The organism is Pseudanabaena sp. CCNP1317, assembly GCF_034931345.1.
Classification (GTDB): Bacteria; Cyanobacteriota; Cyanobacteriia; order Pseudanabaenales; family Pseudanabaenaceae; genus Pseudanabaena; species Pseudanabaena galeata.
In genome coordinates, this window is sequence record NZ_JAYGIF010000150.1 from 39612 (window position 1) to 61727 (window position 22116).

At 42.1% G+C, this 22116-nt stretch carries 16 protein-coding genes; 8 read left to right on the plus strand and 8 right to left on the minus strand.

What is annotated here, in order from left to right; all coding sequences use genetic code 11:
- Positions 1-29: 29 nt before the first annotated feature.
- From ureE to VB775_RS23110, 3 genes are all read left to right on the plus strand, one after another.
- Positions 30-500 carry an urease accessory protein UreE gene (gene ureE / locus VB775_RS23100; RefSeq protein ID WP_281008693.1) on the plus strand — a complete coding sequence of 157 codons (471 nt, stop codon included), beginning with the start codon at positions 30-32 and terminating at the stop codon, positions 498-500.
- Positions 442-1218, plus strand: coding sequence for an urease accessory protein UreF (locus VB775_RS23105; protein ID WP_281008694.1), 777 nt, complete (start codon positions 442-444; stop codon positions 1216-1218). The genes ureE and VB775_RS23105 overlap by 59 nt, the downstream gene beginning before the upstream one ends.
- Positions 1219-1639: 421 nt before the next feature.
- Positions 1640-2488 (plus strand): diguanylate cyclase, encoded by an 849-nt coding sequence (locus VB775_RS23110; RefSeq protein ID WP_281008696.1) that lies wholly within the window; start codon positions 1640-1642, stop codon positions 2486-2488.
- Between the two features lie 170 nt (positions 2489-2658).
- On the opposite strand, the gene VB775_RS23115 is transcribed toward VB775_RS23110, so the two are convergent.
- Together VB775_RS23115 and VB775_RS23120 are read right to left on the minus strand one after the other, a co-directional pair.
- Positions 2659-3672, minus strand: coding sequence for a 2-hydroxyacid dehydrogenase (locus tag VB775_RS23115; protein ID WP_281008697.1), 1014 nt, complete (start codon positions 3670-3672; stop codon positions 2659-2661).
- A gap of 86 nt (positions 3673-3758) precedes the next feature.
- Complete coding sequence (locus tag VB775_RS23120; protein WP_281008698.1) at positions 3759-6293, minus strand: glycogen/starch/alpha-glucan phosphorylase; 2535 nt, start codon at positions 6291-6293, stop codon at positions 3759-3761.
- A 484-nt stretch (positions 6294-6777) separates the two neighbouring features.
- Between VB775_RS23120 and VB775_RS23125 the strand changes: the two genes are divergently transcribed.
- Complete coding sequence (locus VB775_RS23125) at positions 6778-8592, plus strand: SpoIIE family protein phosphatase (protein WP_281008699.1); 1815 nt, start codon at positions 6778-6780, stop codon at positions 8590-8592.
- 207 nt (positions 8593-8799) lie between these two features.
- Here the strand turns inward: VB775_RS23125 and VB775_RS23130 are convergent, their stop codons facing one another.
- On the minus strand, positions 8800-9456 hold the full coding sequence (locus VB775_RS23130; protein WP_281008700.1) for a Uma2 family endonuclease: 657 nt from the start codon (positions 9454-9456) through the stop codon (positions 8800-8802).
- 144 nt (positions 9457-9600) lie between these two features.
- Between VB775_RS23130 and VB775_RS23135 the strand changes: the two genes are divergently transcribed.
- The gene (locus tag VB775_RS23135; protein WP_281008701.1) at positions 9601-11064 is read left to right on the plus strand and encodes a cryptochrome/photolyase family protein; all 1464 of its coding nucleotides are present in this window, start codon (positions 9601-9603) and stop codon (positions 11062-11064) included.
- 277 nt (positions 11065-11341) lie between these two features.
- Complete coding sequence (locus VB775_RS23140) at positions 11342-14077, plus strand: cation-translocating P-type ATPase (protein ID WP_281008703.1); 2736 nt, start codon at positions 11342-11344, stop codon at positions 14075-14077.
- Between the two features lie 41 nt (positions 14078-14118).
- On the opposite strand, the gene VB775_RS23145 is transcribed toward VB775_RS23140, so the two are convergent.
- The gene (locus VB775_RS23145) at positions 14119-14820 is read right to left on the minus strand and encodes a phosphoribosylanthranilate isomerase (RefSeq protein WP_281008704.1); all 702 of its coding nucleotides are present in this window, start codon (positions 14818-14820) and stop codon (positions 14119-14121) included.
- A 48-nt stretch (positions 14821-14868) separates the two neighbouring features.
- Between VB775_RS23145 and VB775_RS23150 the strand changes: the two genes are divergently transcribed.
- Together VB775_RS23150 and VB775_RS23155 are read left to right on the plus strand one after the other, a co-directional pair.
- Complete coding sequence (locus VB775_RS23150) at positions 14869-15540, plus strand: SRPBCC family protein (RefSeq protein WP_281008705.1); 672 nt, start codon at positions 14869-14871, stop codon at positions 15538-15540.
- A gap of 71 nt (positions 15541-15611) precedes the next feature.
- Complete coding sequence (locus tag VB775_RS23155; RefSeq protein WP_281008706.1) at positions 15612-17348, plus strand: ATP-binding protein; 1737 nt, start codon at positions 15612-15614, stop codon at positions 17346-17348.
- Positions 17349-17635: 287 nt separating this feature from the next.
- Here VB775_RS23155 and VB775_RS23160 read toward each other — a convergent pair whose 3' ends face one another.
- From VB775_RS23160 to VB775_RS23175, 4 genes are all read right to left on the minus strand, one after another.
- Entirely contained in the window at positions 17636-19867 is a 2232-nt protein-coding gene (locus VB775_RS23160; protein WP_281008707.1) for an NADP-dependent isocitrate dehydrogenase, read from the minus strand.
- Positions 19868-19945: 78 nt separating this feature from the next.
- Positions 19946-20662 (minus strand): hypothetical protein, encoded by a 717-nt coding sequence (locus VB775_RS23165; RefSeq protein ID WP_281008708.1) that lies wholly within the window; start codon positions 20660-20662, stop codon positions 19946-19948.
- A 16-nt stretch (positions 20663-20678) separates the two neighbouring features.
- Positions 20679-21857 carry an AAA family ATPase gene (locus tag VB775_RS23170; protein WP_281008709.1) on the minus strand — a complete coding sequence of 393 codons (1179 nt, stop codon included), beginning with the start codon at positions 21855-21857 and terminating at the stop codon, positions 20679-20681.
- A 53-nt stretch (positions 21858-21910) separates the two neighbouring features.
- On the minus strand, positions 21911-22102 hold the full coding sequence (locus VB775_RS23175; RefSeq protein WP_281008710.1) for a hypothetical protein: 192 nt from the start codon (positions 22100-22102) through the stop codon (positions 21911-21913).
- Between the last annotated feature and the right edge of the window lie 14 nt (positions 22103-22116).

Here is a 22116-nt window from a genome sequence, read left to right on the forward strand (position 1 = left end):
TCGTCTCTACTTTACTGTAATTTTAGCTAATGCACATTGTTACGCAACGTTTATCAAGAATGGATTTATCGACAGAAACAAAGCAATTGGTTGATCGAAATTCTCTCTTAACACTTGCACTCATTGCTGAAGATAGAACCCGCAGCCGTCATCGATTTACGACTGTTGAAGGGGAAGAGATTAATTTACAACTTCCAAGAGGTACAGCGCTCAGAGAGGGAGACATTCTCGCCGATGAGCATAGTCAAGCGATCGCCATTGTTGTTGCTAAGCCTGAGCCAGTGATTACGATTACTGCAAAGCATCCTCTTGAATTTTTAAGAGCCGCCTATCATTTAGGTAATCGGCACATTTCATTAGAAATTACGGAAACCTATCTGCGTCTATCACCTGATTCAGTTTTAGAAGATATGGTTTTACATATGGGATTAACCGTAACTCATGAAATTCAACCTTTTCAACCAGAGTCTGGAGCTTACCATCACCACCATGATCACTAATCCAGACTCTTGGCAATTATTACGACTATTGCAACTCACTAGCCCTGCTTTACCAGTGGGTGCTTACAGCTATTCTGAAGGAATTGAATATCTTTGCAGCAATGGCACTATTCAAACTGAGTCAGATCTCTGTGATTGGTTACAAAGAGAGATGCATTTTGGATTTGTGACTAACGAAGCTGCGATCGCCCTCCGCGCTTATCAGTCCACACTTTCTGACGATATCATCGCTTTAAACTACTGGAATAATTGGTTGTCAGCAACTAGAGAAACTGAAGAAATTCGTCTCGCCAGTTGGCAAATGGGACAGTCCTTAATGAAGTTATGGCAGCAGCTTCCCGATCATCAAGAAGATCAATTAGAGAGTAAATCAATCCATAAACTTTTACCAACCGCCAAGGATAATATTCACGGAAAAGGCTGTAACTATGCGATCGCCTTTGGAATTGTTGCTGCTAGTATAGGAATTGATGCTAGTAATGCAATAGTTGGTTATATTTATAGCTGGTTATCTAATCTAGTCAGTGCTGCGGTTCGATCTGTGCCATTTGGTCAGACTACAGGGCAACAAATCATATTTAGGCTTAGTCCTGACATTTATAGTAGTTCTCAATTAGCCCTAAACCTCTTAGATAATGAATTGGAATGGTGTGGTTGGGGTACAAGTTTAGCTAGTGCTAACCACGAGACTCAATATTCGCGATTATTTCGTAGCTGATGATCTCGTGAAATTTATTAAAACTGTTGTCAAACAACAATTTTAATAAATCATAAGTGGTTTATTGAGTTAATTATAGTTATTGCCAACTATGTTACAGCCCTTTGCTCTCAGAGCAGTAATTGCGATAGGGCAAAATCTAAGCTCAAACTTAACTGATGCAAGTAATTTACGTTACTTACATTTGGGCTTAATATCCTGATACATTAGGCGACAGCCAGCTATTTGCATTATAAAAATCAGTTTTTTGAAAGCCATCCATCGGCGGGCTTTCAAAAAACTGATTTTAATGTTTCCAGTGCCGAAGGCACTGGAAACATTAAAATCAGTTTCATAATGAGATTTGCTGACAGCCATAGTGTAAGTTTGGCAATTTCTTAAAGCTGTTCTAGAATTGCTAAAGCCAATCGATTAGAAAAGTATGGAAACTGAAAACCCCCAACTAGTTACTACTGAACAACTTTTCTTGGCTAAGATTGAGCACTTGGAGCAAGAAATACAAGTACTGCGAACACAGAATATTATTTTAAGAGAACATTTAGATGCAAAAATTACGCAAGGAGAACAACTAACACAAGCTAATCATCGTCTGCAAACGGAAATAATTGATCGCCAACAGACAGAGACTGCTCTGAGATTACTTTTAGATCGACTTTCCAGTGAAATGAATGATCTCGAAATCATTCTTGATACCACCACATCCCATAGTGACACGATTGAAGCTCTGCTTTACGACCGAGCTTTATCCCTAGCCCGCGAAGTTACTATCGATGGGTTAACCCAGATTGCTAATCGCCGAGCCTTTGACCAAAGATTAGAAATAGAATGGCAACGCTTAGCTAGAGAACATTTGCCATTGTCTTTGTTACTGTGTGACGTAGATTTTTTTAAGCGCTATAACGATCGCTACGGACATCCTGCGGGAGATGATTGTTTACGGACAGTAGCCAAGGCGATCGATGCTTGTATTCGTCGTCCAGCCGATCTTGCTGCTCGTTATGGTGGAGAGGAGTTTGCGGTGATTTTGCCAAATACTCTCAAAGAAGGGGCTACTTTTATTGCTGAAGAAATTTGTCACGCTATTGGTGTGTTACGTATTCCCCACGAAGCCTCTTTTGTCAAAGATCGAGTTTCCGTCAGTATTGGTATATCTACCGCTATGCCCGAAAGAACTGTACATCCAAGAAGCATCATTGAATCGGCGGACAAGGGTTTATATCTAGCTAAAAATCAAGGACGCGATCGCGCTGTATATAGTAGTAACTATTAACCATATCCAAACCCAAATAGTGTGAGGCGGCGCGATGCGCCGCCTCACACTATTTGGGTTTGGATTTTAATTCACGAAAGTGTGACTACATTTTTGTGAATTAAAATCCAAACCCAGTAAGGGTTTTCAAAACACAAAATGGCTACGCCATTTTGTGTTTTGGTATTAGTTTATTTTGAGGCGATCGCCTGTTCGATCTTGACTTCATTTAGACAACTTCCACTTTGCTCAAATTCAGTAATATTGGCAAGTGTGGTTTCAGCAATATTAGCTAAAGCATGACTGGTAAAGAAAGCCTGATGTCCCGTCACAATCACATTGGGGAAAGTTAACAAGCGTTGAAATGTATCATCTTGAATAACTTCATTGGATAAATCTTCAAAAAACAAGTCTGCTTCCTGTTCGTATACATCAATGCCAAGATAGCCAATTGCACCTGATTTCAGCCCATTGATCGCAGCTTGAGTGTCAATCAACCCACCCCGACTAGTATTAATCAGCATTGTGCCAGCTTTCATTTGAGCGATCGCTTCTGTATTAATCAGATGATGTGAGTCAGGTGTCAGGGGACAATGGAGCGAAATAATATCTGACTGGGCAAATAGTTCGGATATTTGCACATAGGTCATTCCCATATCTAAGCAAGCAGAATTCTGATAAGCATCATAGCCAATTAATTTACAACCAAATCCCCGCATAATCTGAGCAAAAATTGCCCCAATCCGACCAGTTCCAATTACACCAACCGTTGCCCCATGCAGATCGAAACCGAGCAATCCTTCGATGGAGAAGTTACCTTCTCTAACGCGGTTATAGGCACGATGGACTTTACGATTAAGCGATAGAATTAATGCCACAGCATGTTCGGCTACTGCATAGGGAGAATAAGCGGGAACACGCACTATCGTTAGTCCTAAATGTGATGCAGCAGTCAAATCCACATGGTTAAACCCTGCCGATCGCAAAGCAATTAATTTTGTACCACCTTGAGCAAGCTTCTCTAACATCTCAGTATCAAGGTAATCATTAATGAAAATGCAGACTGCGGAATATCCTGCGGCTAGGGAAACAGTCTCATGACTGAGATGACATTCAAAAAAAATTATTTCATGTTGGTGCTGTTTATTCGCAGTATTAAACGATTGGCGATCGTAGGACTTAGTATTGAAAAAGGCGGTTTTCATGGATTTCTCGCAAATAAAGTGTTTGAAATTTTGCTGCAAATGACAAAGGCTCGCTTAGCGAGCCTTTGTCATTTGCAATTTAGAGATTAACCACCAACATTGAGAGTCGCCCTTGCAGGATCATAGGGTTCCAATTCCACCTTAACAGGTTTCACCTTCCAGATCTCATCGCAGTATTCTTTGATCGTCCGATCAGAAGAGAACTTACCAGAACGAGCTACATTGAGAATACTCATCGTTGTCCAATGTTCAACATCTTTGTAAGCTTCACTCACCTTAGCCTGACAATCTGAATAGGCTTGATAATCAGCCAACAACATATATTCGTCATGATGTAAGAGTGAGTCAACCAAAGGCTTGAACAAGTCCTTCTCACCTGGGGAGAAATACCCCATAGCTAAGCGATCGAGTACATTGCGAAGCTCTTCATTGCTCTCGTAGTAGTCGCGAGGATTGTAACCTTCATACTTCATCTTCTCGACTTCCGCAGCCGTCAGACCAAAGAGGAAGAAATTATCTTCACCAACTTCTTCACGGATTTCAATATTGGCTCCATCCAAAGTCCCAATTGTCAACGCGCCGTTCATGGTGAACTTCATGTTGCCAGTACCCGACGCTTCTTTACCTGCGGTAGAGATTTGCTCCGACAGGTCAGCGGCGGGGTAAATCAACTGCCCAAGGGAAGCACTGAAGTTAGCAAGGAAGACAACCTTAATCCGTCCATGGACATCAGGATCGCGATTGACGACATCAGCAACAGCATTAATCGCTTTGATAATCAACTTTGCCATGAAATACCCAGGAGCAGCTTTGCCACCAAACACAAAGGTGCGGGGAGTCATCTTGATGTTGGGGTTTTGCTTAATCCTCAGATACAGCCCAATGATGTGCAACAGGTCAAGATGTTGACGTTTGTACTCATGGATGCGCTTCACTTGGATATCAAAAATCGAGTTTACATCAACTTCTACACAATTGTGAGCCATGATGTAATCAGCCAGCTTTTGCTTGTTGGCTTGCTTGACTTGCCGCCAGCGATCGCGAAAATCTTTGTCGTCAATAAAGGTTTCGAGTTTGCGAAGTTCATCAAGATGTTTTAGCCAAGTACCACCGATTTTTTCGGTAATCAATTCTGAGAAGGTTGGATTCGCTAACAATACCCAACGGCGTGGGGTGACACCATTAGTTTTGTTGTTAAATTTCTCTGGCCAAAGTTTATAGAAATCTTTCAAGACATCTTGTTTTAGGAGTTCGGTGTGCAGAGCAGCGACCCCATTGACCGCGTGACTGCCTACAGTTGCAAGATTTGCCATCCGTACTTTCTTTCCGCCACCTTCTTCAATGATCGATAGGCGCAATAGTAACTCATCATCATCAGGGAACCAAGTTTGCACATCTTGCAAGAAACGGTGATTGATTTCGTAGATGATTTCCAAATGACGAGGCAACAAGCTTTCAAATAGAGGCACACCCCATTTTTCGAGTGCTTCAGGCATAAGGGTGTGATTGGTGTAAGCAAAGGTGCTTTGGGTAATCCGCCAAGCCTCATCCCAGAACATATGATGATCATCCACCAACAAACGCATCATTTCGGCAATGCTGATGGCAGGGTGGGTGTCATTTAGCTGAACCGCAGCATGATCAGCGAGGTTATCTAGACGACCATATTTTTTTAGATGACGACGAATGATGTCTTGGAGTGAACAAGAAACGAAGAAGAACTGCTGCTCTAGACGCAACTGACGACCTTGGGGGGTGTTGTCGTTGGGATACAGAACTTTGGAGATAGTCTCTGATTTGATCTTAGTTGCTACTGCGCCATCATAGTCGCCAGAGTTAAAGGCTTGGAAGTTAAAGTCTTCCCCTGCTTCGGCTTTCCACAGACGCAGAGTATTGACGGTATTAGTTTGATAGCCAGGGACGGGAGTATCGTGGGGAATACCTTCAACGGTGAAACTAGGAATCCAACGAGTATGAGGACGACCGCGATCATCGTTGTAGACTTCAGTATGTCCGCCAAATTTAACTTGTACCGTGGATTCGTAGCGCACGACTTCCCAAGGGTTGCCACACTTTAGCCATTTGTCAGGGATTTCTACCTGCCAGCCATGTTGAATTGATTGATTGAAAATCCCAAATTCGTAGCGAATGCCATAGCCCATAGCAGGAATTTCTAAGGTGGCAAGGGAATCAAGGAAGCAAGCCGCTAGACGACCGAGACCACCGTTACCAAGTCCGGGATCGGGTTCTTGCTCTAGTACTTCGGTTAGGTCTAGTCCAGATTCTTTGACGGCTTGTTCGATCGATTCGTACAAATCAAGGTTGATCAGGCTATTACCAAGATGTCGCCCCATCAAAAACTCGGCTGATAGGTAGTAAACGGTCTTGATGTCTTGTTCGTGGTAGACCTTGAGTGTTTGTAGCCAACGTTGCAATAGGCGATCGCGGGTGGTGTACGACAACGCCATGTAGTAATCAGTGAAGTTGGCGAGAATCGCTAGTTTGCCTTGTATGTAGAACAGGTTGTCGGCAAAGGCTCGCTTAAGGGTTTCGATACTTAGACCTGTGCGATCGTCTTCTACCGTAATATTGCTGGTTTGATTAGCAACATTTGTTTGCATAGAATTATTCCTGAATGGTTACTTTGTCTTATTGCCGTTCTGCTGACCCTAAGGCGGAGGGTAATGCCCCTGTCCTATCCAAGCATAAACTTTGAGTTGTTGGTCATTTATTAACTGATAATTTATGTTTGAGAGGCGAAATATTCACGGTTTCCTGACAATAGCTTAAATTTTTATGAAAAATCTACTTCGACAAGCTTTTAGGGATCGTAGTCAATGACTCGACAAGAACTCCTCCCCAATCGTCATTATACCTAGGCACACCCAAGCACAAAATGACAACCCCATTTTGCACAGCGATCGTTCACAACAATTCTCATGATGAAAACGATTTTGGTTCAGCGCCTTCTGCGCTGAACCAAAACTAGTTGTTAAAAGCAAGCCTAGGGTGTGCTTTTAACAACTAGTTTTGGTAATGGGAATTTCTAGATCATTCGCCAAAAATATTTAGGGTTATTATCAGAAAATTTGACATTGTGACCTAATGAAATTATTTCTAAAGACTAAAAAAACAACCAGTATTGCTTGGTGGATTGATAACTTAATTATTGCAGTAAGTTACTTTGTATTGAGTGCATTAGTTTTGCAATTACCGCAGTCACAGCTAGGTTCTCCAGTCTGGCCACCTGCTGGTGTTACCGTTGGAGCTTTATTGGCTAGGGGGCGATCGCGATGGGTAGGAATATTTTTGGGAGCAGCTTTAAATAGTTTTCTGACTTCTAAAGTACCTTTTCCTTTTGCTATTTTTGGCGGGCTTGTACCTGCGATCGGTGCGTTAGTCTCCACCACATTAGTCATATATTTCAACAAGACAAATGATTTATTAGGATACGTTAAACGTTTTGTCATATTTGCTCTTGTAGTCACTTTTAGTGGCACTCTTTTGCAAGCTTTACTAGGAGCTTTAATTGTATTTTGGGCTGGGTTAATTCCTTGGGATATATACTGGAGCGTTACTTGGGGGTGGTGGGTTGGCGATGCGATCGGTGTATTACTATTTGCGCCTCTAATTTGTGCTTGGTGGAACAAGCAATCAAGCATAAAATCCAATGATAATCCCGACAGTAAATTTGACAAAAAAGAACTATTTCTATGTTTATTGATTTTAGCGATAATCTTCCGTTTAGTACTGATAGAAAATCAACCGATTGAGTATTTTTTATTGCCGCCATTACTATGGTCGGCTTTTCGATTTGGTGCAAAAATTACAACTTTAATTGCGATAGTTGTTGCGATGGCTGCGGCTGTAAGTACTGCCTATAAATTTGGGGTTTTCTATAAGGTTTCTCAAGAGAGTAACTCTCTAATATTCTTGCAATTATTTATGGGGGTAATGCTAATTACTACAATTGCTGTCTTAGCCTTAGTTGCTGAGAATAATCGAGCCTCAGAAAAACTACAAGAACAAGTTATTCTCAAAGATAAAGCTTATAATCAGTTAGATCAAGTCAACAAGAATCTAGAAGATATAATTGATGAGCGTACCAAAGAATTAATAAAAGCTAATCAAGAAATTAATTCTCTAAATCAACGATTAACTGTAGAAAATTATCGAATGAGTTCAGAGTTAGCAGTTACTCGAAAGCTACAAGAAATGATCTTACCAAGAAAAAAAGAATTAAATAGTATTAAAGAATTAGATATTGTGGGATTTATGGAGCCTGCCGATGAAGTGGGTGGTGATTATTATGATGTTTTACAGCGCAATGGGCGAATCAAAATCGGGATTGGGGATGTTACAGGACATGGTTTAGAAAGTGGCGTAATCATGATCATGGTACAAACTGCGATCCGTACTTTACTAATTAATGGAGAAGGAAATCCTGTTAAATTTTTATCTACGGTTAATCAAACAATCTATGAAAATCTTCAACGTATGAATTGCGATAAGAGTTTAAGTCTAATTCTTATGGATTATCATGATAATAAGCTCTATATAAGTGGACAACATGAAAGTGTAATTGTAGTTCGGTCAAATGGAGAGATAGAAATTATTGACACAGACTCTCTAGGATTTCCAATTGGTTTAACTGATGAGATTACTGAATTTATATTTGAGTTGGAAATCCAATTAGATTTAGGCGATATAGTTTTGTTATATACTGATGGTATTCCTGAAGCTGAAAACCAAAGCAAACAACATTATGGGCTGAAACGGTTAATTCAAGTAATCAGTGAAGCCCATAAAAAACCTATTGATCAAATCAGAGAAATTGTAATTAACGATGTCCGTGAATTTATCGGCTCTCACAAAGTATATGATGACATTACTTTTATGGTTATGAAGCGTAAAATCTAATCTACAAGTAGCGGCGCAAAGCGCCGCTACTTGTAGATTAGATTTATAGATAACTTTACAAAATAAATTACTAAAACCCGTAAAGTTGCACCCCTTTGGGGCGCAACTTTACGGGTTTTTCTTTGCAATTAAGTAGCTCACCATAATTAAAACCCTAGAAAGCTTTCCCGCCCGCTACGCGGGCGGGAAAGCTTTCTAGGGTTTTAATTATTGCTTAGTTATGAATAATGTTTGTAGCCATAGCCGAAACTCGCGCCGCAATACACTCATCGGCAGCTCCTTACTTTTTTCTAAAAATAGAGAAATTCCTTCTATGACTAGCACTGATGGGAAAGCTTTACTAACAGAGGAGTTAAGGTATTTGCCATCTTCAAATAGGCTAATCTCTAGTTTCCCATTTTTATATCGCCAGATTTCAGGTACAGCCAAAGCTTCATAGGCGCTGATCTGGGTAATTGAAGTTAAGTCCACCTCGATCGCTAAGTCAGGTACAGGATCAATATCTAGATCAAGTCTTTGTTTCCCAATCATCGCTTGGTAGTTTTGAATATAAAAGCAGTCGTCAGGCTCGATCCCCGCTTGCATTTTTTTACTTTTAAAAGTCGTCGATCCCAGTGATTCCCACTCCAAGCCCAATTCATCCAAAATAATTTTGAGGAAATCTCCGATTAAGACTTTTATTCGTTCATGTCCTGCTAGTGGCATCCGAATTTCCAATACTCCTTTGTAATAAGCAATTAGCGAATGACGATGCTCGCCTAAATCTTCGAGAATGTCTTCAAATTCTTGCCAGTTAATATCTTCGAGGGTGACTCTTTGCCCTTGATCTAGCTGAATTTGCGCGATCGCGATTTTGACTGGCATGACAGAAATCTCCAAACCATGAATTTTGAGCGCGTGTAGCGTTTTGCGCTTCCCTCAGTTTAGCAAAAGCCAAGCACCACTAAGCTTTTGCTAAACTGACTCATATAGAAAAATTTTTAGATATTTTTAAAGACATTGATATTTATGCCTAAAATAGCCAGTAATTCGGGTAAAGCAATCGCCCAAAACCCGATCGCTTTAGTCTGGCATCGCCGCGACTTACGTATTGATGACAATCCTGCGCTGAGTGAGGCGATCGCACAAGTAGGCGATCGGGGGATTGTGCTGGGGGTATTTATTTTTGACCCTGATATTCTTGATGATGGAGTGACGGAGGGAAGCAAGGTTGGCTTTATGCTGGGTTGTTTGCGGGAGTTGCAAGCTAACTATCGGCGGTTGGGTAGTGATTTGTTATTCATGCATGGTCAACCTGTTAATTCGATTTGTGAACTAGCCAAGGCAGTTAAGGCGAGTCATGTCTTTTTTAATCAGGATGTTGAACCCTTTGCAATTAAACGCGATCGCGCCGCAACTCAAGCTTTACAAGAATTAGGAATTAAAGTTCAGAGTTTTATAGATATTGGTTTGATTGCTCCCGATGCGATCGCCACGCAAGCGGGTGAACCCTACAAGGTTTACACTCCTTTTTGGCGCAATTGGCAAGCTAAACCAAAGCCTAAAGCCTTTGATGCACCTCAGCAATTAACGGGTTTAGCGAGTTATGAGAATTTACCTGTAATTTCTTTACCAAGTTTGCGCGAACTCAAATTTATCAATGACATCACTTTGCCGAAAGCTGGTGAAGCCGCAGCTATAGAGCTTTTAGAAGCTTTTTGTGATGGCAATGGGATCTTGCGCTATCAAACTGAACGGGATTTTCCTGCCCATGCGGGTACATCGACCCTTAGCCCACATTTGCGGTTTGGGACTGTCGGGATTAGAAGAGTTTGGGAAAAGGCGATCGCCTCTGAGCAACTTGTCCGTAGCGAAGAAGATTCCACAGGGATTACTACATGGAAACAGGAATTAGCATGGCGCGAATTCTATCAGCATGTGCTGTTTTACTTCCCTGAACTCGAAACGGGTGCATATCGTCCGCAGATGCGAAATTTCCCTTGGGATGATGACGAGGAGAAATTTGTGGCTTGGTGTGAGGGGCGCACAGGCTATCCAATTGTCGATGCGGCGATGCGTCAGCTTAATCAAACAGGCTGGATGCATAACCGTTGTCGGATGATCGTTGCTAGCTTCCTAACCAAAGATTTGATTATCAATTGGCAATGGGGCGAACGCTATTTTATGCAGAAATTACTAGATGGCGATCTGGCGGCAAATAATGGCGGTTGGCAATGGAGTGCCTCTAGTGGCATGGACCCAAAACCTTTGCGGATTTTTAATCCTGCCTCGCAAGCACGCAAATACGATCCTGAAGGGGAATATATTTTGCGTTGGTTACCTGAATTACAGGGATTAACGACTGCCGAGCTATTGAGTGGCAATATTCCGCCGCATCAGTGTAAAAAACGCGATTACCCTCTGCCAATTGTTGATCACAGTGTTCAGCAACAAAAATTTAAGCAGATTTATAAAGATTGTAAAATTACTTAACATCTATAGTTTGTGAACACGCTAGAGACCTTTTAATATAAGGCTTCTAGTGTGTTTGTCTTGAGTGGGAATTTATCATATAAGTACTCTCTTCACAATAGTTTTAACTATCCATAACTGATCGTGAGATAGCCTATAGCTATCGTCGCTTGTGTTAAGCCAAAATTAAAATCCAAGAAGAGAATGGCGGCGCGAAGCGCCGCCATTCTCTTCTTGGATTTTATGTACTAATACACTTGGCGATAGCTATATTTACTGAACGTTTAGGTATCTGAGTATGACATTTTCCCAACTTGAGAACTTATCAGAACAGCAGTGGCATCAAATTTCTATAGAGGATGTTGCTAAATATCTGAAAACAGATTTGAATGCGGGATTGCCAGCCGCAGATGTGTCTCAACGTCAGGAAGCCTATGGATTTAATGAACTCAAGGGCAAAAAAGGTAAAAGTGCGATCGCCCGTTTTTTGATGGAATTTAATCAACCTCTGATTTATATTCTACTATTTGCGGGGGTGATCACCTTGCTGCTCAAGGATTGGGTCGATGCAGGGGTGATCTTGGGGGTGACGGTGATTAATGCCGTAATTGGATTTATCCAAGAGTCCAAGGCTGAAGATGCGATCGCGGCGCTCGCCAAATCCGTCTCCACTGAAGCCACCGTAATTCGTGATGGACAAAAAGTGCAGATTAATTCCCGCGAATTGGTGATTGGCGATCTTGTATTGCTGTCATCGGGGGATAAAGTGCCTGCGGATTTGCGCTTGGTGACATTGCGCGACTTACAGGTAAGTGAAGCCGCATTAACAGGGGAATCGGTTCCTGTGCAGAAAAATATTGAAACTCTTGCCCCTGAGACAGTTTTAGCCGATCGCTTAAATATGGTTTATGCCACTGGTTTGGTTACTTTTGGGCAGGCTAAAGGGATCGTCGTCGCGATCGCTAATGAAACAGAAACGGGACGTATTTCACAACTGATCGAGCAAAGTACCAATCTCGAAACGCCGCTTACGCGCAAAATCAAGCAATTTAGTAAAAAGCTGTTATACGTCATTTTAGGTTTATCAGCCTTTGCTTTTGTGGTGGTAATCGGCAAAGGTGGAACTTGGACAGAAGGATTTAAAGGTGCTGTAGCTCTGGCTGTGAGCGCAATCCCTGAAGGGCTACCCGCCGTTGTCACCGTTACCCTCGCGATCGGTGTGGGACAGATGGCAAATCGTCATGCCATTATCCGCAAACTCCCTGCCGTGGAAACCCTTGGCAGTACCACCGTGATTTGTTCTGACAAAACAGGCACACTTACCGAAAACCAGATGACAGTGCAGGGAATCTACGCTGGTGAAGTTTCCTATGTTGTTACAGGTGTGGGCTATCAAGCGGAAGGCGTAATTTTAGAAAATGATCAGCCCGTGGAAGTTAGCCAAATTTCTGCCCAAATTCCTGCATTACAGGATTGCTTGCAATGTGGACTATTGTGCAATGACTCCCATTTGCAAGAACAGGATGGACAATTAACGGTGGTGGGCGATCCCACTGAGGCGGCTCTGATTGTTTCGGCAAATAAGGCGGGCTTAACGTTACCAGACCTAGAGCAAACTCAACCCCGTCTAGATACGATCCCCTTTGAGTCGCAGTTTCAATATATGGCGACCTTACATCAACACCGAGAAATTGCTAATTTCCATACGATTTATGTCAAAGGTTCGGCGGAGGCGATCTTGAAAAGAGCTTCCTATCAAGTCGATCGCCATGGTGAACATATTGATTTAAAGCGATCGCAAATTGAACAAGTTGTTGACCAAATGGCATCCCAAGGCTTGCGGGTACTTGCCTTTGCCAAAAAAGAAATTGCCGAACAAATACAAGGAATTAATCACGATGATATCGATAATGATCTAGGTTTCTTAGGACTTCAGGGGATGATCGATCCTCCTCGTACTGAGGCGATCGCTGCCGTGCGAGCCTGTCAGTCCGCAGGAATCCAAGTAAAAATGATCACAGGCGATCATGCTCTCACCGCCGCCGCGATCGCTAAGCAAATGGGACTCAGCCAAGATCAACAAGCGTTAGTATTCACTGGTAAACAACTGGGGGAAATGGATGAACAAGCTTTAGCGAATGCAGTCGAGGCTAGTAACGTATTTGCAAGAGTTGCCCCCGAACAAAAACTACGCCTAGTCGAAGCCTTACAAGCTAAAGGGGAAATCGTCGCTATGACAGGTGATGGTGTAAATGATGCGCCTGCGTTGAAACAAGCAGACATCGGTATTGCCATGGGCATCACTGGTACAGAAGTCGCCAAGGAAGCCGCCGATATGGTTTTGACCGATGATAATTTTGCCTCAATTGAAGCTGCTATCGAAGAAGGGCGAACCGTTTACAGCAACTTGATTAAAACCATTGGCTTTATCTTGCCCGTCAATGGCGGCGAGGCGCTCACGATTTTAGGTGGCATTCTGGCTGCGGCGAATTTGCCAATCCTACCAGTACAGATTCTGTGGGTGAATATGGTCAGTTCCGTGGCTCTCAGTGCCACCCTAGCCTTTGAGCCAAAGGTTAAAGGCATCATGAAGCGATCGCCGATCCGACCTGATCAACCATTACTCACGGGGCAATTACTATGGCGCATCCTGATCATTTCCATCTTTAATCTGATTGCTGTATTTGGCATGTTTGAATGGATTTGGCAAACCACAGAGAATATCAATCTGGCGCGAACGATGGCAGTACAGACCCTCGTTGCATCAGAAAGTTTCTATCTGCTCAGCATCAGCCAAGCTGTGCCATCTCTATTGACTTACCTGAAAGATCGGACTAGCCCTGTCACCTATATTCCTGCGATCGGTATTGTTTGTGTGTTTATCTTGCAAATTTTCTTTAGCCAAATCGCATTTATTAATCCCTTATTTGACACTCAGGCTCTCAGTTTCATCCAAGCATTGATCTGCATCGGTGTAGGGGCTTCTGTGGTTGTCCCTGCTTTATTGCTCAATCGAGTTGCACCCCTCAGATAATTCCCAAAATCTGTAAAGTTGCGCCCCGACGGGGCGCAACTTTACAAACCCAAAGCGCGGTAACGACAAGAGTTGCAAAGTTGAACAAACTGTTCGACTTTAGTTACATCTTTATCCCCAGCAGCACGTTCGACCCCACTGGATACATCTAGACCATTCGGATTTACCAAAGCGATCGCCTCGGCAACATTTTCAGGAGATAAGCCTCCCGCTAACCACCAGTCGCAGTTGGGGCGAAAATCGCGCAAAATCTTCCAATCCAGAGTTTTGCCTGTACCTCCTGCCATATGTGGATCATAAGCATCAAGTAAAATTGCATCCACAACATTACTAAAAAGATGTGCTTGCTCTAAACCAGCTTGATCCTTGACGCGCAATGCTTTAATCAGCTTGATTTTTGGATTAATAGCGCTGAGATGCGATCGCAACTGATCACAAAATTCTGGAGATTCATCTCCATGTAGCTGCACAGCATTCAGTCCAGCTTGCGTAACGGTTTCACAAATTTCACTAAAACTTGCATTGAGAAATACACCAATCAAATCTAGCTCGGCAAATTTGGGGCTATCCTCCCCAATCTCCGAATGAGCAGCGAGTAGACTAGAGGTGATTTGAGCAATTGCAGTTGCACTGATATATCGTGGTGAAGCTCTTACACAAATAAATCCCAGTGCATTTACACCCATTTGAGCGATCGCTTGTGCTTGATCGAGTTTCGTAATCCCACAAATTTTGATATACATACACAAGAACTTAATTCCATGACAGAGTATTCATCCTATCTAAAGTCTATGCAGTCTCATCAAAAACTAGGTCAGAAATTAGGCAAAAAAATCGTGACAACACTTTCCGCAGGATCAGCGATGTTGATGGCGATCGCGATCGCTTGCTGCACCCCAACGCTCCCTGCCAGAGCCGCCCTATTTGATGGACCAGTTGATCGCTTGCCTTCAATCCAGCGTGATTCTCTTCGCAAGGGGCAAACTGTAGTCACAGGCAGTAACGGTAAATATGTAGCGCGTGTATTAATCACCGCCTCAACTGATGCAGTTTGGCGAGTTTTGACCGACTATGCTAATCTCTACAGGTTTATTCCCAACATGACTTCTAGCAAGATCCTTGAAAATCGTGGTAATCGTAAGGTGATCGAGCAGGTAGATTCGCGTCAAGTCTTCTTAGTTTCGATTGTCTCGCGCACTAAACTTGCCATTCAGGAAACTGAGCGCAAACAAATTGATTTTCGACTTGTTGATGGGGATCTTGCCAAAATGGAAGGATATTGGAAAATAGAACCTGTCTCTACCGTGCCACGTCGTCCACCTACTCAAATTCTAATTACTTACACTGTTAATGCTCAGCCCAAGGGTGGTACACCTACTGACGCTTTTTATAGCATTTTCAAAGAAGCGTTAGATGACACCTTGCAAGCCATTAAGCAAGAAGTCGCAAGTAGAAATAGATAATCAAAACAAGACAGAATTTGCATAGCAAATTCTATCTTGTTCTCAAATCATCAATCTCCATAATTAATCACATGATCGAGCCGATTGGATACATATTAGGAACCAAAGATGCTACCCCCCTTGAGTTTTGGGTAGCCGTAAGTGATGGCAAAGTCCTTCGTCTCGATGATGTTGTGCAGGTCAAAACCGATCGCCCCGACAAAAAGGGCATTGTCAACTTTTATGGTGTGGTCGATCATGTGAGAACGATCCATGAAGGAACCCAATTTGATACGGATACATTTCTGGTTACTACTGGCAGTATGCCCGTGAATGTATCCTATGCCGCCCATATCCAAGTCACACGGATTGAGCCTGAAGAATATTTACCGCCACAACCGAGCGATGCTGTTTATTTAGCTGAAGATGAAAATCTCAGATTTGCACTCAATTTCGATGGCATGGAACAGCGCATCTCCGCAGGAATCATGCGAAATGGAAGCCCAGCCTATTTGAACTATGAATTCATTGATGGCACAAAGGGCGCTCATGTCAATATTTCAGGGATTTCAGGGGTCGCAACGAAGACTTCCTTTGCTTTATTTTTACTACATTCTATTTTTAATTCAGCAGCTTTAGGTTCTAAGAGAGCAAATACGAAAGCACTCATTTTTAATGTCAAAGGGGAAGATTTATTTTTCTTAGACAAAGCAAACAATAAAATGAGAGAGGAAGATCGCCATACTTATCATGCCCTCGATTTGCCTGTAGAACCATTTCGGGATGTAAGATTTTGTGTTGCGCCTAAGAAAAACACCCAAGAGATAGAACCGCATCTCGATCAGCGTTCCGATAATATTTCCGCCTATGTGTGGGGGATGCGTGAATTTTGTCGCGATCGCCTGTTTCGTTTCTTATTTGCAGGTGACGACCTAGAGCGTGGGAATATTGGTTTCCTAGCAAGTATTGTGGAAGAGAGACTGGCAAGATTAGCTACGGATAATGACAAATATGATAAGAAGCTAGGATTTATGCCTAGAGCTAGTCTCGATTTGGATGATGCTTATGGGGAAGATGGCAAAGATAAGGTAGAGACATTTCGGGATTTGATTGAATTTCTCGAAGATAAATTAGTGGAGAATCCCGATCAGAAATGGCTAGGGCGTAATGCTCCTGCGACTGCGGAGGCTCTAACCCGTCGTCTATGGGGGATTGCTGATGAAATGGGGCATCTCATTCGAGGCGATCTCCCTGCGGAGGAGTTGCAAAAATACAAGCTCGATCCTCTAGCGGCGGAATATCAGTTAACGATCGCCGATATCAACAAGCTAGGCAGTAAAGCCCAAAAGTTTGTGGTGGGTGTGCTGCTCCAAAAACTCTTCATGGAAAAGGAAAAGCGCGGTCAATATCCCGTTGTGTTTATTGTGCTTGATGAGTTAAATAAATATGCACCCAAGGAAGGTCGCAGTCCCATTAAGGATTTGCTAGTGGAAATCGCCGAACGGGGGCGATCGCTAGGTATTATCTTAATCGGCGCACAACAAACTGCTTCAGAAGTAGAACGTCGTGTGGTCGGACAAGCCGCAGTGCGCGTAGTTGGTCGTCTCGACTCTGCTGAAGTGGAACGCCCTGAATATAACTTCTTGACAGGTGCTTGTCGGAAGCGATCGCTATTACTAAAATCAGGTAGCATGTTTATCCATCAGCCTGAAGTTCCATCACCTTTGCTGGTTGGATTTCCTTTCCCTGCCTATGCAACGAGGTTGCGAGAAGTCCAAATCAATGAGGTTGAAGAGAAAGTTCTAAAGAGTAAAGTGAAGCGACTTTAAGCAATTGCGGTAATCTATTAGAATTTACGCAAATAAACCAAGAACTCAAGTTCTTGGTGAAAAGCTTAAGTCCACTGAAGTGGATTACAGAATAGTATAAAGCAACCTGTTTCAAAGGGTTTGGGCTTTTAGCCAGCACTTGAGTGCAGGGCTACTGACTTCGGGAATTATAGCAACGCAAGAGATAGATACGACAAATCAAAACCAAAAAGATGAGTGGTGGCGCTTCGCGCCGCCACTCATCTTTTTGGTTTTATGTCCTAAGCAAAACTTACATTGCTATAGTATTAATGGAGCGAATTAATCGCCTCATTGAGAGTCTGGCTAGGGCGCATCGCTTGACTAGCCTTATCACAATCAGCGAAATAATAGCCGCCAATATCGACGGATTGACCTTGAACAGCACTCAACTCTTGAATAATTTGGCTTTCCTTATCCGCTAAGATCTTTGCCAACTCAGCAAATTTTGACTGTAGTTCCAAATTCTGATTCTGTTCCGCTAGAGCCTGCGCCCAGTAAAGCGCGATATAAAAATGACTGCCACGATTATCAATGCCACCAATCTTGCGGGAAGGTGATTTATCGTTATTGAGATAGAGACTGTTAGCTTGGTCTAGGGCGATCGCCAAGATCTTCGCGTTCTCATTATTGGTCTTACGTCCGAGGTCTTCGAGGGTAACGGCGATCGCTAAAAATTCTCCGAGCGAATCCCAACGCAAATGCCCTTCTTCTAGAAACTGCTGAACGTGCTTGGGAGCAGAACCACCCGCACCTGTTTCAAACAGTCCACCACCCGCCAGCAATGGCACAATCGAGAGCATTTTGGCACTAGTACCTAGTTCGAGAATTGGGAATAGATCCGTGAGATAGTCCCGCAAGACGTTGCCAGTTACGGAAATCACATTTTTACCCACTTTAATTTGTTCGCAGGTAAATTTCATCGCCGCTACAGGTGAGAGAATCTGAATATCTAGCCCTGTAGTGTCGTGGTCTTGCAAATAGGTCTTGACCTTGGCGATTAGATTCGCATCGTGGGCACGATGTTCATCTAGCCAAAAAATCGTCGGATTACCTGTGGCTCTAGCCCGACTGACCGCAAGTTTGACCCAATCTTGGATTGGTAAATCCTTAGTTTGACACATCCGCCAGATGTCACCTTTAACGACATTATGCTCAATCAGAACAGTTCCAGATTCATCACTAACGCGCACTACGCCATCCGCAGGAATCTCAAAAGTTTTATCGTGGGAGCCATATTCCTCAGCCTTTTGAGCCATCAAGCCCACATTGGCGACATTACCCATCGTAGTGACATCAAAGGCTCCATTTTCCTGACAAAACTCAATACAGGCTTGATAAATCGTGGCATAACAGCGATCGGGAATCATTGCCTTGGTGTCATAAGCCTTGCCATCTGCGCCCCACATCTTGCCAGAGGTGCGAATGGTCGCCGCCATTGATGCGTCGATAATCACATCGCTAGGAACATGTAGATTGGTAATCCCCTTATCGGAGTTGACCATCGCTAGACGTGGTTGCTTTTCGTAAACTGCTTCCAAATCTGCGGCGATCGCTTCCTTTTGCTCATCAGGCAAAGATTGAATCTTGGCGTAAACATCCCCCAATCCATTATTCGGTTTGATTCCCAATTGCTTGAAAGTGTTAGTATACTTCTCAAATACATCTTGATAATAGACCGTCACCGCATGACCAAAGAGAATTGGATCAGATATCTTCATCATTGTCGCCTTGACATGGAGAGATAGCAAAATATCTTCTTCCTTCGCCTTCGCAATTTCCTGAGCATAAAACTCACGCAGAGCCTTGACACTCATTACCGAAGCATCAATTACTTCGCCTTCTAATACAGTAGTTTTTTCTTTGAGAACTTGAGTAGAACCATCGGCTGTGGTTAATTCAATCTTAACTACGCCTGCTTTGGAAATTACCACCGATTTCTCGCTACCGTAGAAATCTCCCTCAGTCATGTGCGCTACATGGGATTTAGAATCCTTTGACCATGCGCCAACGGAATGGGGACGCTTTTGAGCAAATTCTTTGACGGCTGAGGCGACACGGCGATCGCTATTGCCTTCACGCAACACAGGATTAACTGCACTGCCCAACACCTTAGAATATTTCGCCTTAATCGCCTTCTCTTCCTCAGTTTGCGGATCAGCAGGATAGTTGGGGATGTTGTAACCTTTGGCTTGTAACTCAGCGATCGCTGCCGTTAACTGTGGCAGGGAGGCGCTAATATTCGGGAGCTTGATGATATAAGCCTCAGGAGTTTGAGCCAAAGCGCCCAGTTCCGCAAGGGCATCGGGTTGACGCTGAGATTCAGTTAAGTATTCAGGAAAATTCGCAATAATCCGCCCAGCCAGAGAAATATCTTTGAGTTCAACCTCGATGTCAGCGGCTTTTGTAAAAGCTTGCACAATGGGTAGTAGGGAGTAAGTAGCTAGTGCTGGAGCTTCATCGGTAAAGGTATAGGTGATTTTTGAGGTTTGATTGCTCATGTCAATGGGGCGGATTTTTTGCGGATCTATATACAGCTTAGATGATACATGGCTTAGTTAATCTGATTCGTATCGGTTTTATCCAGAAATTAGCGATCGGGTTTCACCTAAAATACTATCTAGCACCTCATCTAGTCTGTCTTTAAAAGCTGTGAGGCTAGGCATATCTACTATCTTTTCAATATCTAAATTTCCTTCATCAATTTGATCATTAAGGAAACTCCTTGTTGCTTTTTCTCCTAAACATTCTTCTAACTGGCGTTTTAATGAGTTAGGAGAGTCGTCATTACCTGATTCATTTTCAATTTTTTTGCAATTTTGATACTTATTCCGCAAGGCACATAAAATCCAAGCTTCGGATTTTGGTTTTGGAATCATTGGGACACCATTGAGAAACTCCTCGGACTCAAATCCAGATAGCATAGATTTCCATTTATTTTCCCATTCTCCTCTATATGAAGGTTTGTCTGCATCCCTAAATAAGGCTGACACTACTGATAAACCATGTTCATTGTTCTCTATTCTTTTTGCAATGATAGCCAAGGCTTTCGCATAATTATAGAAATAACGAGTTTCACTCGGTTGCTTTTTGCCTTTTCTAGAAAGTGGTTTTATATGTTCTTTAGCCACTACACCTACTTCTGTTTCCGTTTTAATTGTGTAATAACTTAATTCGATTAGAGAGTAGCCAATGCGTCTTTTAACCCAATGATCAATAAACTTAGTCATCGGTCCAATTTCGTCATTTTGTGTGCCAATATCACTTGCACCTTCCCCACTTAATAATAAAAACATCGTAAATACCCCCGTACTATTTTTGTTTTTTTAGCATCGTAATTTCTTCAGCGAGTTGTGTTAAAAGAGTGTCCTCATAAACTTCACCTGGTCCCATGACAGTTAACTTTTTACGCATGGAAGGAATATCAAAAAGACGAATAGCTTGTGTAGCGCCATTTTGTTCTTTATATAAGTAAATAACACCGTCAATAGCAGTACTGTCTTCAAGATAATTTAAAACCATTGGGCTATGCGTAGTCACAAGTACTTGCGGAGAAGATTCAACTAAGCTATCTACAAGAAATTCAATTAATTCTGGATTAATACCATTTTCTATTTCATCAAGTAATAAAAAACTTTGCTCTTTCGTCTCTTTAGATAATTGAGCAAAAATAGCCAACATCCGAAGAATTCCATCAGCTATATGTCTAGCCTCTGTTTTTAATGCGATATTTCCAAACTGTTCTTCAACTACAAGTTGCTTCCATCCAGAACGCATTGTTGATATATCTAGCTGTTTAAGATTTGGATAGATTGTAGAGAGTTTATTTAAAATACTGACTCTTTTCTCCTCTACCATGTCATACAGAAATGCTGAAAGATATTCACCACCCAATCCTAAGTCTTTTTTTGATTCTTTTGTACGTTGCCTCAATAATTCAGGAGATAAAAGTTCCAAAGTATGTAAGCCTTCAAAAAACTTTTTAAACTCAATTATTTCTTCTGTTAATTGATTTTCCTTAACCTGAGAAATTAGAGAGCCTTGATAATCGAACGGAATAACTCCAGACAATTTAGGCGTATTTTCTCTTTCTTCTTCATCTAACGACCAAATATAATATTTCCCGTTCTCTACTCTCAAAATTAAATTATTATTCCAATCTATACGTTCAAAGGTGCAGCGTAATGTTATGGAATTAAAGCTTGCAGTCCATTTAATTTCAAATCCTTGAGAATGAGAAAGTAGAACTTCAAAATCAATATTTTTCTTTTTCGATGTTAGTTTTGACTTAATATCAGAGGCACTCCACTTCCTTTTACTTAACCAGCCTTTTATGTCGCCTCTAAGTTGTTGAGACAAAAAATCAAAGAATTGTAATACTGTGGATTTACCCGAACCATTAAGCCCAACTAAACAGTTGAACTTAGCTAGGGGCATTTCAAAATTAACTAGCGATTTAAAATTGTAAACTTTTATTCGTTTAATTATCATTTTTTTATAAAAATTTGAATAGTATATGGTCAAGTCTCTCGTAGACCATATTACTACTTGAATTTCTCAAAAATTGGTAAAGCTCTTGATGAATAGAAAATTTTGGGTGTTGAGTAGCGATCGCTGTTTGATTTTTTGTAGAAGCGATCGTGATTTTGGATGTTGAGTGGGGCGATCGCTGGTTGATTTTTTGAAGGAGCAATATTACAACCATTAAATTTGTTTTTTGCTAGACTACATACCAAATACTCATTACTTT